Source organism: Marinobacter sp. F4216 (assembly GCF_019931195.1).
GTDB lineage: Bacteria > Pseudomonadota > Gammaproteobacteria > Pseudomonadales > Oleiphilaceae > Marinobacter > Marinobacter suaedae.
Genome location: NZ_JAIOUO010000009.1, coordinates 1 through 14,517, shown reverse-complemented (window position 1 = coordinate 14,517; position 14,517 = coordinate 1). Strand labels below are relative to the sequence as shown.

Here is a 14,517-nt window from a genome sequence, read left to right as displayed (position 1 = left end):
GTCATTGCTGTTATCAATCGTGGCTATGTCGTCGACGTCAGGTGTTGCCCTCCCCTCATGGCTGCCAGTTTCAGCATCAGAAACAGGTCCGGATACTGCTTTTCAAGCTCAGCTAACACCGGCGTCAACAGAATAGACGGAATGCCCCAAAACCCTTCGGATAGTCCACCAGCCATCGCGCACACCGAGTCCACATCCCCGCCCGCGGCAACGCACTCGCACATGCAGCTCTCAAAGCTGTCGGTTTGGCAAGCGATCTCAATGGCCGTCACCACCGATTCCCAGTGATACGCCTGCCCGGAACGCGGACGCCGATACAGCAAGGGACTTTGAACCCGTGCGAATTGGAGTATCGCTGCCGGGCTATGTCCTCGGTGGGCCAGATAGGTGGCCCCGCCAACGACCGTGGCCAGTTGAATGGCATGTTCGTGATAGTGAGTGGCCGAGGCCGATGTAGCTGCCAGATCAAGAGCCTCATGGAGACTGTTGGCAAACAGGACCACGGGACTCACGCGAATAGCCGCTCCATTGCCGACGTTGAAGTGTTGCTGCTCATCTTGTCCCTCGGCCCATTTCAGCAGGGCCTCCGAAAACCCCAGGCTCCAGTAATCCAGGATGCTCTCCCGGTACTTCGCTCGCACATCTTCGCCCACCGCCCATGCATAAGCAGTTGTAATCGTCAGAACGGTATCGTCAGTAAAACCACAAGAGGGGCGAAGCAGCGCTCCCCGGAATTCGAAAGGATCCCCACCTTCCCAAGGACTCCCAATGAAATCACCCACAATGGCACCAAGCATGCGCTCTCCTCTTTCCCATCGATAAGAATTCAGACCACTGACGATACAAAAGGCCTCAACACCAAGGCGTGGACCACCATCTCTTTAGCTCCTCACCCGCGATAGAGAGCGAGGCAGCTATCAGCCGCGTGACAGTCGATACATCAGTTCAGGCATTCCGGTGAAGAGCCACGCATAAAAGCCGCGCTCGAACCAGTTAGCGAAGTCGCCACTCCCAAAAAAGGACAGCTCTTTTACCTGGTCGTGCACCCACCAGAAGGGCGCCCCAATCCATTCCAGTCCCAATGAATCAAACAAATGACCCGTTTTTAGGAAATGACCAGCGAAGAGGGGAACGATCCCTTCTAGCGCGTAAGCCTCCAACACGCACCAGAAAAGAATCCAACTCAAGGCGACAACCCCGATGTTGATTGCCCAAGCCTCAACATCACCCTGAAATTGATCCAGTGCGGTATAAAACATGACGCTCTCCACTTCTTCCGTTGAACCGCAACGCCACCCAGTCAACTTCAGGTGACGCGACTCTACGCTCCGGACGAAGAGGCACACTTACCCATCACGCCAAACCGAACGCTTGGCGACAACACACAAGTATGACTTTGGACGGAACGATCCTAAGTCCCAGTACTGGGCGAATTCGTTGCTAGCTGTTTATTTCGAAAGAAAATAATTGAGGCCATGCACAGACGGAGCTCTGAGCCCGTCGGCCTGATATATCTGAGATGTGATAAAAGAGAAGTACTGCAAAAAAATAATTTACCTTCAAAAAAAGGTACGGGGTGAATTATAACAACGGGAAATGTTTTGTCAAGCAAAACATGGTGCTAGGGAGGGTCTCGAAATGAAAGATCAATCCACACATTCACCAATGCAAGAGACATGAGGCTTACCTTTCCCGGGAGAAAATAATTTATCGGCGCTACCACACCAAAGTGCAGCGGAGTCAGAGGCATAGCTTAAGCCCTATTTATGCTAGAGCTCACCCGGAAGGTCGAAGTTAAGGCGCTTTTGTTATATACGATCAACCAGACGTTTTACTGAAATAATTTGAAATCTGGCCACGTGCGTCCGCATTCCATTAGCTCGTCCGAACTCGAAATTACCGTCAGATAACTACCATCTGGGTGCCTTTTCAGGCGGGTCAAGCGTGTATAAAGCAGCGCTAACGATTTTTCCGATATCTTGTCACCGATGTAGAGAACAAGAGATCGGGATTCCCAGCCTTTAAAGCGGTCCAAAGTCGTTGCCTTAACCCGAACAAAGCTAGTCCTTGATTGTTTCTCACTTAGCATGAGAGCGGGGCCGCCTAACCACATGATTTTATGCGTCATACTGGTTCACCCCGAGCTCATGCCACCGTTTGCTCATCTTTGGCATCCGACATCAACTTTTCATATGCCTCTTTCGCCTGCTCAAATGCTTCAATGGCCTGTTCCCTCTCTAAGTTTGAATACTCATCAGAGGAAAACTTATCCGGATGATGCTTTTGAGCTTTTTTTCGGAAGCCTGCTTTGATTTCTTCCACAGAAGCATCAGACTCAACATCGAGAGCTGCACAAAGCTTCTGCCGTTCGCTCAGAGGCATTTCCGACTTTTTTTGCACGGGCATACCTGGGTCCTCGGCTACTGATAGATGCCGACGAAGCACACTGAATCCTGCTTGTTTCTCCCAAAGCTTGAGCGGACCAATCACGTATAGATGTTTTTTCGCTCGGGTGACCGCAACATTTAATATGTTTGGCGAACTACTCGCCCAATTAATCGCACCCTTTCGGTTTTCGTCGCAGCCAAGAACCATAATTACGGTGCTGTTCTCTCTTCCTTGGAAAGTATGAATGGTTCCAATATATCCATTTGCCCAACTGAAAACATCTGGCACAGGAATCTCGTCTACGTCACCAGATCTTGCGAGCAAGGCAGCATTGGTAAGCACATTCTGGTTTTTTCGGACATGGGCCTTAAGCCCATTGGATATGGCTTTAAAGGGAGTAATCACAAAAACATCATCGAGCGATGTTCCACTTGCCAAGAGATGCGATAACACATTAACCAATATGACGGCGTCTTCCGGGCGAAACTGTTTATCCCTTGCGCCCGCGAACTCGGGCCTTGAGACGTTTGTGGAATCGAACCAAGTCGCGTTGTCAAACACCGGATCAGTCGCAGGCTCATGAGACTCGTTTCCATGCACCATGCGATTGTCGTAGGCAATTTCATTGGCAACGCTGAACATTGGATCCACACAACGTCGATGAACCCACAATGGAATCCCAACCCGCGTCGGAGCCTGTCCTCCTTCCATCATGCAGTGATAGGGATTAACTCGATCAGCCAAGGTCTGCACTGATTGCTTCCCCGGATTCCAATCCGTCTCAACTCCAGGCTCTATATCATGCCCCATGATTTTCTCAAGCAGCTTTGTAGGTGCAGTCACGACAGGTTCAACTTGCAGGGGATCCCCAACGACCAAAACATTCCTCGCTCGCAACAATCCTCCAATGGCCTGCTGCGGCGGGGCTTGACCGGCCTCGTCAATCATCAACCAACCTAAACTGCTAGACGGAACGGATTGCAGCATACGCCCAAGGGAGGCGAACGTGGTGGACATGACAGGAACAATCATAAAGAGCAACTGCCAATCCTTGAGCGTTACTGCATCGCCATTGCCTAGTTTCTGGCTCAATTCAAACAACCTGTCACGTGCTTCTTTTCGTTTTAAGACTTCAATTAGCCATACCGCATGTAGTTGCAATGCCTGCTTCAAAAGATCGCTGCGAGCAGCGTTAATCTTCGCATCCTGCCAGGGGGCTTTACGCTGCACCGTTTCGCCCTCTACTTGATCCTTCACTCCCGGAAGGCGCATTTGCGGATGGTCGTCTACAAATGCCCGAACCTGCGCCCGAAGAGCTTCGCGTTCATCCTCAACCGCTCCCAACTCATCAACAAACCGTTTTTGCCACTGCAACAGCTGCCTCGCGCATGCTCTTTCCCTTTCGCATGCCTCGCGAGTTCGTTGTGACAATTCGACTAACCGGTGTTTCAGACGATCTAGGTCTATTTGGGCAGCATTAACCTGATATTCATAGGCGCGCCAGGTTCGAGTGTTAAAGAAACGTTGCAAAGGGGCCCAGAATGGATGCTCCCATTGCAGTTGATTGATGCGATCCTCAGCAAATTGCCGATCACGCTCCACGCTCCATGTTTCCGACTTCAAACTCGATAAATTTTGATTTAATGCATCTAACTCCACTTCCAATTCTTTGACTTTGACTTCAGCACTCGCTCGCTTGGCAAGCAGCTCCTTCTCTTGCTGATCAAGCTCGATAAGCCTTTTATTATTGGCACAGAAAGCATCAAGGCTATCGAGCTGTTCTTGATAATTCTTCAGTGCGTCCTTAAATTCGGCTTTTGCCTCAGTGAATGAAGGTGCAATCTTCCGATACGCCTCGCGCCACTTCCAAAAAGAACCCGCGAGTAAACGACCACTCTCTTCCTCTCGGCTCTCGTGCTTTGAAAAGAAAAAACGATCTTTGAAGGCATTTATATTGCCTTTTTTGCCCATAACCGCGGCAATGAGCCCCCAATTCCTATCTTCTTCATCGGGAAGAGCGAGCTCCTTTCCGTCCGCCAAATCCGCTTGAAGCATTGTCGCCACAGGTTTGAGGTAATCCAGGCTCCGGAATTCCTTGCCCAGCTTTTTGGCCAAGGGTATTTCTGTAGAAATGTTTTCGACCGCGGTGTTATTCGACGAAGCAACGATCATTTCAAAGCCCGTGAGGTCTCGATGAACAGAACCGTCGGAACTAATTGTGTTCTTCGCTGAGGCAAATTCAGAAATGGCCACTGCCCTTCGCACAATATTGGAAGCTACGACATCACCGAGCAGCGTGGTTTTGCCCGTTCCAGGGGGGCCGTTGACCGATATAATCCCACCCTGCTCGTCAAGAGTTTTCCCCTCCACAAGATCCCGAAAGGCAACATTAACGGCAAACTGCTGCATAAGGGCCATACCATGCTCAGGCTCGTTAAACCAACGACCTAGAGGGTTTCGCCTGTAGTGGACTAACTCGTTAATTAGTCGTAAACCTTCAGCAGAATATAAATCTGGCTCGTGCTTCGGGGGAACATTGGACAGGTATTGCTGAAGAGCTTTACTGGCCGAATTATTCTCCAGTGCCTCGATCGCCCGTTCCAAATCTTCCGCAAAGAAGCTATTCAATATAGGGAGGGACGGTTCTATGGCCTCAGCAGATGACGAGGCCGAATTAACCGCTACGCCCTCGTCCAGGCTTTCAACAACTTCTCTTTCTTTACGCAGTACGAGCTCTTTGCTCTGCTTCGATGAGTCAGGCTCATCTTTTTTGGACAGCGCGCTTTTCGATTCCTTGGCCTTCTTTGTTTTTTGGGGTTTTGCATCGATGCATACAGCGAAGACTCGATCCAGGGCAGGATCCGGTTGAAAACCTGCCCATTTAATAAGGGTTCTTAGCAGGGTCTCTAGCGACTCAACACTTACATGTTGCGAAGATTCTGCTTCAGAATCGCCTCCAGACAATTCCATTGCCAAAGTCTCGTTGTCGTCACAGAGATTCGAATAGGTCAGTTTTTGAAGCGAACCCGCTCGCAGCTTTCCTAGCGCCCACGGCAGCGTACTGATTGAAATTTGGCTAAGGTCTGATGTGCCATCGGCCTCAACTTTAATTTGAGCAAAGCATGTATATTCCGGATCAGCATTCCGCTCCTCATACACCATCTTGTCTTGCGCGTCTTCAGTTGCGGGCAAGTGCTCGGAAAGAACCCGAGTAGCCGCACTCATAGAAAAAACACCGAGGTGTACGTAATAGAAGTATTCCGTTCCCACCGTTTTTGATTCCCCAGCCATCCAGGGCAGTTTGTTGGGATCAGACTTTATGTCATTCCACTTCAGGTATTCACACCATTCCTTTTTCTTGTTCAGTTTCTGAGGTGCGGGAAGCGTAAACGGCGTAAAGAACTCAATCGCCTGCCAACGCTCTAGTATCTTTCTAGAAAACTCAATGTCTTTTTCGCTCATTTAATTTCCCTGCATTGAATCGCGACCAGCTCTTTAGACACTTTCCAACCATTCGTGGTGAAGCTGCTCACACCCTACTTGCGACAAGTGGCCATTAAAACCATTGCGGCGGCGATTGTTATAAAACAGCTCGATGTAATCGGAGATATCGGCCCAGCCCTCATCCCGAGTGTTGTAGATTTTCCATTTCACACGCTCGCGCTTTAGTAGCTGGAAAAGCTTTCGGCCACCGCATTGTCATAACATTTTCCGAGCAGGCTCATGCTCATCTCCAAACCATGGGCTTTCAGGTATGCACCCCAATCATGGCTGGTGTACTGGCTACCCTGATCAGAACGAATGATTACCTTGCCTGCCGGCTTGCGACGCCAAACCGCCATCAGCAGTGCATCCAACACCAGTTCTTTTGTAATCCGTGACTACATGGACCAACCGATGACGCGACGCGAGAACAAGTCCAATACAACGGCCAAATACCGCCAGCCTTCGTGAACACGGATGTGGGCAATATCCGTCACCCAACTCTCATTCGGCGCACCCGAGTTAAATTGGCGTTTCAACAGATTCGGTGTCACCTTATGCATTTGTCCAGCCTTATGACGAGGCCTTAGGTAACCCACTTGGGCAGGTAAACCCACGCTGCGCATTAACCGATGAACACGATTTGGGCCGCATCGCTCACCACATTCGCGCAAGTCGCTCTGAATCTTTCGGTATCCATACACCGCCCCAGATTCCAGCCAAAATTGTTTGATCAGCCCAGACAAGCACTCATCTTCCCGGCATCGCCTGGATCGTAGTGATCGTTTCCAGGCATAGAAGCGGCTGGGATGAACATCCAGCGAACTGCAAAGCCTGTGAACCGGCCACTACTCACTGTAATTTGCGATGAAGGCGTACCTCACTCGGACTGTTTGGCGAAGTACGTCGCGGTTTTTTTTAGGATGTCGCGCTCCTCGGTGACGCGCTTCAACTCTTTCTGCAGCCGTCGAATTTCAGCTTGCACATCCGCCTTAGCTTGATGCTGATTGGCTTCAGGGCCGTACTTTCTGATCCAGGCGCATAGGCTGAGGGAGGTAACTTCCAGTCGGTTGGCCACTTGGGCCTCACTGCGGCCTCGATCCCTCACCTGACTCACACCTTCAATTTTAAATTCTTCGGGAAAAAGATTGTTGCCTCATAGGCACTTCTCTGACTGCCATTTTTGATGGCTGAAAGGCGTCTAGCAAACTGGTGGCGATTCAGTATTACTACTCCTCGATGAAATAGTCGAGATCCACTTGTTTCACTTCGTAGACTTCCTTGACGTTCACTCCTAGGTTGCTCTCTATCATCAACTGCGCCAGCTCCCTTCCGTCGATCAGAACGACTTTCATGTCGAGACCGGCAGCAGCATCACGAGCCCCCGAAGAAAAGTCAGACGTAGTCAGGAAGACCCCTTTGCGCGCGCGCTGACGGGTCAACGCACCAATAAACTTGTCAATTTCAGGGCGATGGACCGTATTCGTCCAGCGTTTGGCTTGCAGATAGATGGTGTCCAGGCCCAGCTTGTCTTCCTTTATGATGCCGTCAATTCCATCATCATTGGTGGCCTGCGTTGCTTGCCCGGCTTCTTTTCTAGAACCCCCGTACCCCATGGATATCATGAGATCCACCACCAGTTTCTCGAAAAAGGTGGGAGAGGCCTTCCGAATGCTATCCAAAACCTCATCTGCGAGGTTTTCCATCAAGGACTGATGGGCCGAAGCTAGCTGCTCATCGGGCGTAACCTCTTCGATCTGCTCATCGTCAGATATCGAGGGATCAGCTGCCGCCTTGGGTTTGTGGGTATGGAACTCATGGAATTCCGGAAACTGTTTAAGCCAAGCTACGCTTATCCGTTCCGGGCCTTGCTGAAGGGCACTTTGTCCGCGTTCAGTGATCTGAACCATCCCTCTTTCCGGGATGCTCAGAAGGCCAGCTTTATTCAGATAAGTACGAGCCCAGCCCACTCTGTTGTTTATCACCGTTTGATTGCCAGAGGGCAGTCGTTCTTTCCTTTCGTCCTCAGAAAGACCAAAGAAATCTTTCACCGCCTCCTTCACGTCTGCCAGTGACCTGGGCTGGCCATCGCTTACAGCCTGGAGGACGGGTCGCATTACCGATTGGAAGTCCGGGATGGCCATGGAAAGAACAGCTCCTTCTGAATACTTATTTTTCGTTTACGTACTCGAACAACTCACCAACCTCGCAATCAAGATACCGACACAAGGCTTCAATCACGTCTAACTCAACTCGACTGGCTGTCTCGTGATAGAGGCGGGTAATCGTTCCCCGATTCACCCCGGTTTCTCTCGCCACATCAACAATTTTGAGCTTCTTCTCACCCATCAACCTGGATAGATGGCACTTAATCATTCGGCCCACCAAAGAACAAATTAACCCGCAGGAGATCAAAAAGACTTGCAAGAGGTCTTTATGAGTGCATAATGATCTTCAGGAGAACATTTTGGTTAATTAAAAACTCTTTTGTCCTCCAGTAAACGAAGATACCAAAGGAGCATTCTTATGTCACAGGAATACCTCACCACCCAAGAACTGGCAAAGCGCATCAAGTACGACACACGAACGATTCGTGAACGCCTGAAAGACTCCGTTCTCCTGGAGGGGGTGCATTACATCCGCCCGTTTGGTGGCCGAAAGATTCTCTATATCTGGGATGTTATTGAGCAGGACATGCTGAATCATTCCAGTGCCCACGCGTTCGCTGTGCCAATGGCCGCAGGAGGGGTGTGCCGTGGGTAAAATCGCCGAGCGTCCGGAGACGGGCAAACTCTTTTTCGATTTTCGGTTCGGCGGTAAACGTTGCAGGGAGCAGACCGCTCTCGACAACACCCCAGCAAACCGAAAGAAACTCGAAAACATCCTCAAGCGCATTGAGGCCGAAATCACCCTCGGAACCTTCGAGTATCACAAGTTCTTCCCGAACAGCCCTCGGGCCAAGGAGTTCACGAAACAGGCGGAGCTGATGCGGACCAGGGAAGCACATGACACGCCGCTGTTCTCGACGTTTGCTGCGGATTGGCTGGGTGAGATGAACATCCAGTGGCGCAGGTCACACGCCAGCACGGTGGAAGGAACACTGAAGAACTACCTCAATCCCCATTTCGGGGAGAAGGAAGTTGGCTGCATCACCAAGAAAGACATTCTCGATTTCCGGGCCTCACTCGCCAAAGTTACAACCCGGAGCGGAAAACATCTTTCAGCCAGTCGAATCAACCGAATCATGACGCCTTTGCGCATGATCCTTAGCGAAGCAGCCAACCGGTTCGAGTTTAGCTCACCCTACCATGGGATTAAATCGCTGAGGGTGCCGAGGACGGACGTGGAACCGTTCGGCATTGATGAGGTTAAGCAGATCATCGAGACCGTTCGCGCCGACTTCCGGAACTACTACACCGTGCGGTTCTTCACCGGTATGCGTACCGGCGAGATCGACGGGCTCCAGTGGGACCATGTGGACTTCAAGCGCCGTCAAATTCTGGTCCGCCAATCACTGGTTCAGGGGCGCCTGGAGTACACAAAGAACGATGGTTCTTTCCGCACTATCGAGATGTCTCAGCCAGTTATGGACGCACTGAACGATCAGAAGAAAGCCACCGGGAACATGGAGTTTGTGTTCTGTACCCGAACAGGCGGGCCGCTGAATCACAACAACGTGACGAAACGGGTCTGGTATCCCTTGCTCCGCCACCTTGGGCTACGCAAACGGCGGCCCTACCAAACGCGCCATACGGCAGCCACGTTGTGGCTGGCTGCAGGGGAAAACCCGGAATGGATCGCCCGACAGATGGGGCATACCACCACAGAAATGCTGTTTCGGGTCTACAGCCGGTACGTACCGAACCTCACCCGTCGAGATGGCAGTGCTTTTGAGCGGCTGCTTCTGACCGAATTTGACGCGAAAACTGATCCCAGCAAGGAGTCTGACTAATGAACCAATCTCACACCTTTTCCATTAGCCGAAAGGCTTTCGCACATCGGCTGGCCGGCGCCCTTGCCTTCTCCCTGTGCATCCCTGAAGGGAATAACCTTGTCTACCTGCTTGGCGATGGGGATGAAAGTTCCAACCTCGTTGCGCTCACTCACTGGGTGGAAAACGAGCTTTCACTGATGCATAGCGAAGCACGTCAGGATCCACTGCCCGAATTGCTCAAGCGTTTGGAGCGTTTGCTTGTCACCACACAGGAGGCCTTCGCATGAGCGTGATCGTCAATACCGACTGGCAAAGCGAACCCGAGATTTTCATTGGTACCATCACGTCTCTGACAGAAATCCCAACAGAGAACAAACTCCCCGTGTTGGAACTGACTATCGAAAACTCGTTCGAGACCTATCAGGTGGTGATGTTCCAACCGCATTCAGAACTTCAGCTCACCGAAATCCCGGATTTGGCGGTGCAACTGGTGCTCTGGAAGGGGAAACCAGGCGCGGCCGTCTCACGGTCCGACTCGGTGATTCTGTTGGACAGTCCGTACACGTTGCTGCATCTGCCGGAATCCAAGCTCCACTATCCCGACATCCCGCTCGACATTGAGCAGTTTATCGAAGACTGCCCGCAACAAGCCCTCATCGAATTTGTCCGGCGGGTGCTTGGCCGACCCTCGGTGGGCCTGCGATTTATGAACGCTCCCATGTTGGAACGAGGCTATCAGACACCTGGAAGTCTGGCCCTTCACAGCCTGGATGTAGCGATGAGGTCGTTTGATGCGTGCCACGGATTCACGGAAGAAGAACGCTGGCAGACCGCCATTGCGGGGCTTCTTCAAGGGGTGGGTCGTATCGAGCTTGAAGGCGCGGCCCAAACCGACCCGTTCAAAGTGGTTCTGAAAACTCTGGACATGCTTTCCAAAGAGCTCGATTGGTTGAAAGAAACCAACCGGGAAGCGGCCCGAATGATCCAGTTGGTCATCACGTCCATGCACCGGATCGGGAAGTATGATCAGCCCCATCCATCAGCCATGACCGTTCAGATGGCCCACATCATTACCGATCATCTCCGGTCAGAACGGGTCAACCCGGCAACCCGATACAGGACTGACTCGTCCTCAAGCCCATTCACGCTGTAGCGACGACAAGACGCTGCCCCTCATCAGGGATGAAAGATCTCAGGCCAGGGAAGGCTGATGATCGACCTCCTTACTGAATGTCTTTTCAATCGTGGAGTCCCCGGCACAGGACAGCATCAGCGTAAACACCGCAAACCTCAGCGCATTCATCGTGTTCTGCGCCCCACTCTTCCCGAGTTTTGGCTCAGGCTTAACCTCAACCTGGGCACTCCCAAACGGAAAACGATGCCCCCTCGAAACCTCGGACGCAATCACGACCCGTGCTTTGGGAACCTTGAACTGATCCGACCAATGAGCCTTCACCACTCTGTCTGGTAATTCCCTTTCTGGCGCCCTCACCCGGACTCTGGTCAAGTGTTTGAGTCCGGCCCGCTCAAGGAATTCCAGGTACGCTCGCTTATCCCGATCCTTAGTAAATGAGATCTGTGTTTTGCTGCTCGAAATCGCGCCGGTTACGGTTCGCAATGCAGCATAAGCCATTTCAGGCTCTTCACGCAGCCACCGACCAACCCGCTCAAAAATGTCTTCCACAAGCCCTCGGGCCACTTCAGCCTTAGGGGGCGCAAGGCACTCCGGGAGTTCCGGCATCCGAACGCCACCAAGACCGTCCTTGAACGCAACATCTTGCGCGTCATTTAGGGGATTTCTTGAGAACCTACTGCGATGGGTTCCCTCATGAACCGGCTGCTGCATGAGATGCTTGCCCCGATTGAGCCAAGCATCAAGCGTAGCGACCGACAAGTTCAGGGTTTGAGCAACGCTGGAAACCGCAGCCTCTCGGTTCAGGCCGTCTGCAACCAGCCAGTTAAACCGAAAGAGCGCATCGTAAATCATGAATGCCGTTTGGGGTTCAGGTTCCAACCGATCAGAGATCGCCAAGTGATCAGGCATCGTGAACACGCTCAGATTCTTACCGGCCGTGAGACAAACACCTGCAGGCCACCGTCGATGGGAGACATCGGCCAACTCAAGAGCCGTTGTCGGGCCTTTGAGGCCATGTCGATTCCGAAACACCTCCACGGATCCGGGCGATACCCTCAGCAGGTTGGCCTGCGCCTTCAGGGTCAGTGTCGGCAGTTGGCGCTCACGCTGTCGCATGCCACCAATGTAATCCATCAAGTGGGCATAGCTTTGCAGAGTCTGGCTCGGGGACGCGTGGCCAGCCAATAAGGCCAAAAACCATAACTTATCTCGGGTAGGGGCCCACTCTGCTGACCGGTTGGCAATCGCAAACATATCTCGCCCCCAGTGAGGCATCGCCATATTTCCAGAGGCATCGCCATATTTCCAGAGTCATCCCTTGCCCATTTTTCTTGCATGAGTTCCCCTGGGCGTCGCTCAAACAAACGCAGCCCGGTGAGCGTGACACAGGCGTGTCGAAGGTGATGGAACCGCAGACTGGGCGTGCCCGAGGCCATGCGCATTGCTTCCTGGATGGGCGTAAACAACTCGCGCTGAGGAATAAGTTCACGGCCTCGCTGGGGGGCACAGAACAACAAATCGCTACCGGTGGTGTTGGGCTCTTTCAGTCGGTACTGATACCAGTCCGCTAGCTGGTTCAGCTCAACTTTAGTCAACAGCGCCCAAAGGGGCAGCCGTCTGGTGCCACTGCTGCTTTTCTGGCCAGCGAACTTGTTGCCTCTCGTAAACAGCTCGGGGCGCTTTGATACTGGGGCCATCAGCCCCTGAACATCTTTGATAAGAATCTTTTGAACTTCTGTACGGCGCAACCCGCAGCGGAATCCGAGCATCAGCACCAACTTCTGAATCTTTATCAGGCGGGTACTCGCATCGGAGTGTTCCAGCATACTCTGAGCCCGAACGTACTCTGCTGGCGTCAGAAGATTTGCATCTGTTTCCCCGTTGGTGGTGGCACCCTCGATTTCCACTTCCGGCATTCCAAACTGCTCAACCAGAAATTCATGGAACCATCCGGCAACAACCGCCCGATCGGCGCGCCGTTTACGGCAGGATGCACCAGAGCACAGTCGATCGTATAGCTCTTGCCATTCATCCTCCCCCAACGCATTCAAATCATCCGTTGTTGCGAGAAGGCTAACCAGCGGGTTGGCTATCGTCGTCAGGTAACGTTGGATACTGCTAATCACCAAACGCTTCTGCTGGCCACCAAATCGACGGAGATGGGCGGTCCAGCGTGCCAGCACACGAACAATAGGGGCCCACGAGTCATCCTCGGCAATAGCCGTCAAGTGCTGATAGGTTTTGTCCCGTTCACCCGCTTCACTTATGCGGGTAGCCTGCCTCAATACCGCCTGAATGGCTCCCACGCCGGCAAAAGCGTCCGAATCGCATCGACCGGTCAAGGGACGGAGAGCCGTGGCTGGATTAGCTCCTTCGTATCTCTCTATTTCGTGTGCTTGAAACGCAACCTGCCTGGTCAATAACCGTGCCCATGCCTCCTTGGGCAAAGACACGATGGCTCCGTGGGTGTGCTGGATATGATGAAAGACACCCTCCAGCCAGGTCGCGTCTCGCGTGGCGGATGCATCGATCAGTTTTCGGAACACAACCTTTGGCCTAGTTTCCGCCTCAGGAAGCCGATTGAGGAACTTTAGAAAATGGAAGATAAGCCGTGGCGCATCGGTGTTGTTTGCACGGGGCCAGTGCCCCACACCGTAGGTTTTGTACCAGCGCTGAAGCAGCAAAGTTGACACAGGATCGGGGAACCAGCGCCACAACCCTGTGCTGGTCTCAACATCCATCCAAGTGAGCTCCTCCAAATGCCAGACACCCTTTGGAATGGCGTCTACCAACAGCTCCAATTTCTTCCGGCTATGCACCCCGCCGAATACGATACAACTGAACAGGAGACGCCCGGCATCGAGTTTTTCCGTATCGAACCCGTCGCGGCTGAGCGGGTTTTCGATGTCGTCCCAAAAACCGTCCACCCAACCGTGGCTAGTCGCCAACTCCTCGAACCCTGCAGGCGTCGCGGGGGCAGACTCTCCATGCAGTACGAGCATCCGCTGCTGATTGGGCAAATCCAGATTATGCTCGCGTGCAGCCTGCTGCAGTCTGTGCACGAGGTAGTTGTGCCGGATTTTTAGCTTGTTCCCAGAAACACCCTCTTTTACAGCCGCAAATAGCTGATCAATCCTATGCTCGGAGAGCGTATTCGAACATTGTCCCGTCAGAATGTCCTGACAGCGCTCTTCGAGATACCGATCCACGGCTTGACGTTCTCGCTCCACAACTCGACCACGGTTCTCGGCGCGCACTTCATCGCCATAGGCGCGATCTTCAACCGGAACATAACGACTCATGACAGTCCTTCCTCAACCGTCCAGCCCATGTCATCCAGGATGTCACTGACCACCGGTTCAATGCTTGAGGCAAACTCGACAGGACTAAGCGTTGAATAGCGCCCCATCGGTTCCTGACCGTCCAGCCAGTGTCCCATCCAGGCGTCTACCAGCCCTGCATGGACGTTTCGACGACGCAGTTCACTGCGCAAATAGTGCTGTAAACACCCCTGTTTCAGTTGCACCGCTGATTAGAGTTTTCCGCCCGTTGGTGTTTCGCCAGGTATTCCCATGGC

The 14,517-nt window shown here is 52.5% G+C and carries 12 protein-coding genes and 1 pseudogene; 4 read left to right on the top strand and 9 right to left on the bottom strand.

All coding sequences use genetic code 11. The features are described from left to right. Positions 1 to 23: 23 nt before the first annotated feature. From K8I84_RS16030 to K8I84_RS16005, 6 genes and pseudogenes are all read right to left on the bottom strand, one after another. Complete coding sequence (locus K8I84_RS16030; protein ID WP_223795780.1) at positions 24 to 797, bottom strand: ADP-ribosylglycohydrolase family protein; 774 nt, start codon at positions 795 to 797, stop codon at positions 24 to 26. 120 nt (positions 798 to 917) lie between these two features. After that, positions 918 to 1,259 carry a hypothetical protein gene (locus K8I84_RS16025; protein ID WP_223795779.1) on the bottom strand — a complete coding sequence of 114 codons (342 nt, stop codon included), beginning with the start codon at positions 1,257 to 1,259 and terminating at the stop codon, positions 918 to 920. Between the two features lie 886 nt (positions 1,260 to 2,145). Then, on the bottom strand, positions 2,146 to 5,850 hold the full coding sequence (locus tag K8I84_RS16020; protein WP_223795778.1) for an AAA domain-containing protein: 3,705 nt from the start codon (positions 5,848 to 5,850) through the stop codon (positions 2,146 to 2,148). A 33-nt stretch (positions 5,851 to 5,883) separates the two neighbouring features. Further along, positions 5,884 to 6,997: pseudogene (locus K8I84_RS16015) on the bottom strand (IS3 family transposase). A 103-nt stretch (positions 6,998 to 7,100) separates the two neighbouring features. After that, on the bottom strand, positions 7,101 to 8,015 hold the full coding sequence (locus K8I84_RS16010; protein WP_223795777.1) for a restriction endonuclease: 915 nt from the start codon (positions 8,013 to 8,015) through the stop codon (positions 7,101 to 7,103). Between the two features lie 25 nt (positions 8,016 to 8,040). Continuing rightward, positions 8,041 to 8,247 (bottom strand): helix-turn-helix domain-containing protein, encoded by a 207-nt coding sequence (locus tag K8I84_RS16005; protein ID WP_223795776.1) that lies wholly within the window; start codon positions 8,245 to 8,247, stop codon positions 8,041 to 8,043. Positions 8,248 to 8,397: 150 nt separating this feature from the next. On the opposite strand from K8I84_RS16005, the gene K8I84_RS16000 reads away from it, so the two are divergent. From K8I84_RS16000 to K8I84_RS15985, 4 genes are read left to right on the top strand one after another with little or no spacing between them, the layout of a single operon-like run. Further along, positions 8,398 to 8,634, top strand: a complete 237-nt coding sequence (locus K8I84_RS16000) for a hypothetical protein (protein ID WP_223795775.1) — start codon at positions 8,398 to 8,400, stop codon at positions 8,632 to 8,634. Then, positions 8,627 to 9,823 (top strand): Arm DNA-binding domain-containing protein, encoded by a 1,197-nt coding sequence (locus tag K8I84_RS15995; protein WP_223795774.1) that lies wholly within the window; start codon positions 8,627 to 8,629, stop codon positions 9,821 to 9,823. The genes K8I84_RS16000 and K8I84_RS15995 overlap by 8 nt, the downstream gene beginning before the upstream one ends. After that, positions 9,823 to 10,092 carry a hypothetical protein gene (locus tag K8I84_RS15990; RefSeq protein ID WP_223795773.1) on the top strand — a complete coding sequence of 90 codons (270 nt, stop codon included), beginning with the start codon at positions 9,823 to 9,825 and terminating at the stop codon, positions 10,090 to 10,092. Before K8I84_RS15995 ends, K8I84_RS15990 begins: the two co-directional genes overlap by 1 nt. Continuing rightward, complete coding sequence (locus tag K8I84_RS15985) at positions 10,089 to 10,958, top strand: hypothetical protein (protein WP_223795772.1); 870 nt, start codon at positions 10,089 to 10,091, stop codon at positions 10,956 to 10,958. Before K8I84_RS15990 ends, K8I84_RS15985 begins: the two co-directional genes overlap by 4 nt. Before the next feature lie 39 nt (positions 10,959 to 10,997). On the opposite strand, the gene K8I84_RS15980 is transcribed toward K8I84_RS15985, so the two are convergent. From K8I84_RS15980 to K8I84_RS15970, 3 genes are read right to left on the bottom strand one after another with little or no spacing between them, the layout of a single operon-like run. Then, positions 10,998 to 12,077, bottom strand: coding sequence for a hypothetical protein (locus tag K8I84_RS15980; RefSeq protein ID WP_223795771.1), 1,080 nt, complete (start codon positions 12,075 to 12,077; stop codon positions 10,998 to 11,000). Beyond that, positions 12,074 to 14,242 carry a site-specific integrase gene (locus tag K8I84_RS15975; RefSeq protein WP_223795770.1) on the bottom strand — a complete coding sequence of 723 codons (2,169 nt, stop codon included), beginning with the start codon at positions 14,240 to 14,242 and terminating at the stop codon, positions 12,074 to 12,076. Before K8I84_RS15975 ends, K8I84_RS15980 begins: the two co-directional genes overlap by 4 nt. Beyond that, the gene (locus K8I84_RS15970; protein WP_223795769.1) at positions 14,239 to 14,466 is read right to left on the bottom strand and encodes a hypothetical protein; all 228 of its coding nucleotides are present in this window, start codon (positions 14,464 to 14,466) and stop codon (positions 14,239 to 14,241) included. The genes K8I84_RS15975 and K8I84_RS15970 overlap by 4 nt, the downstream gene beginning before the upstream one ends. Positions 14,467 to 14,517: the final 51 nt, after the last annotated feature.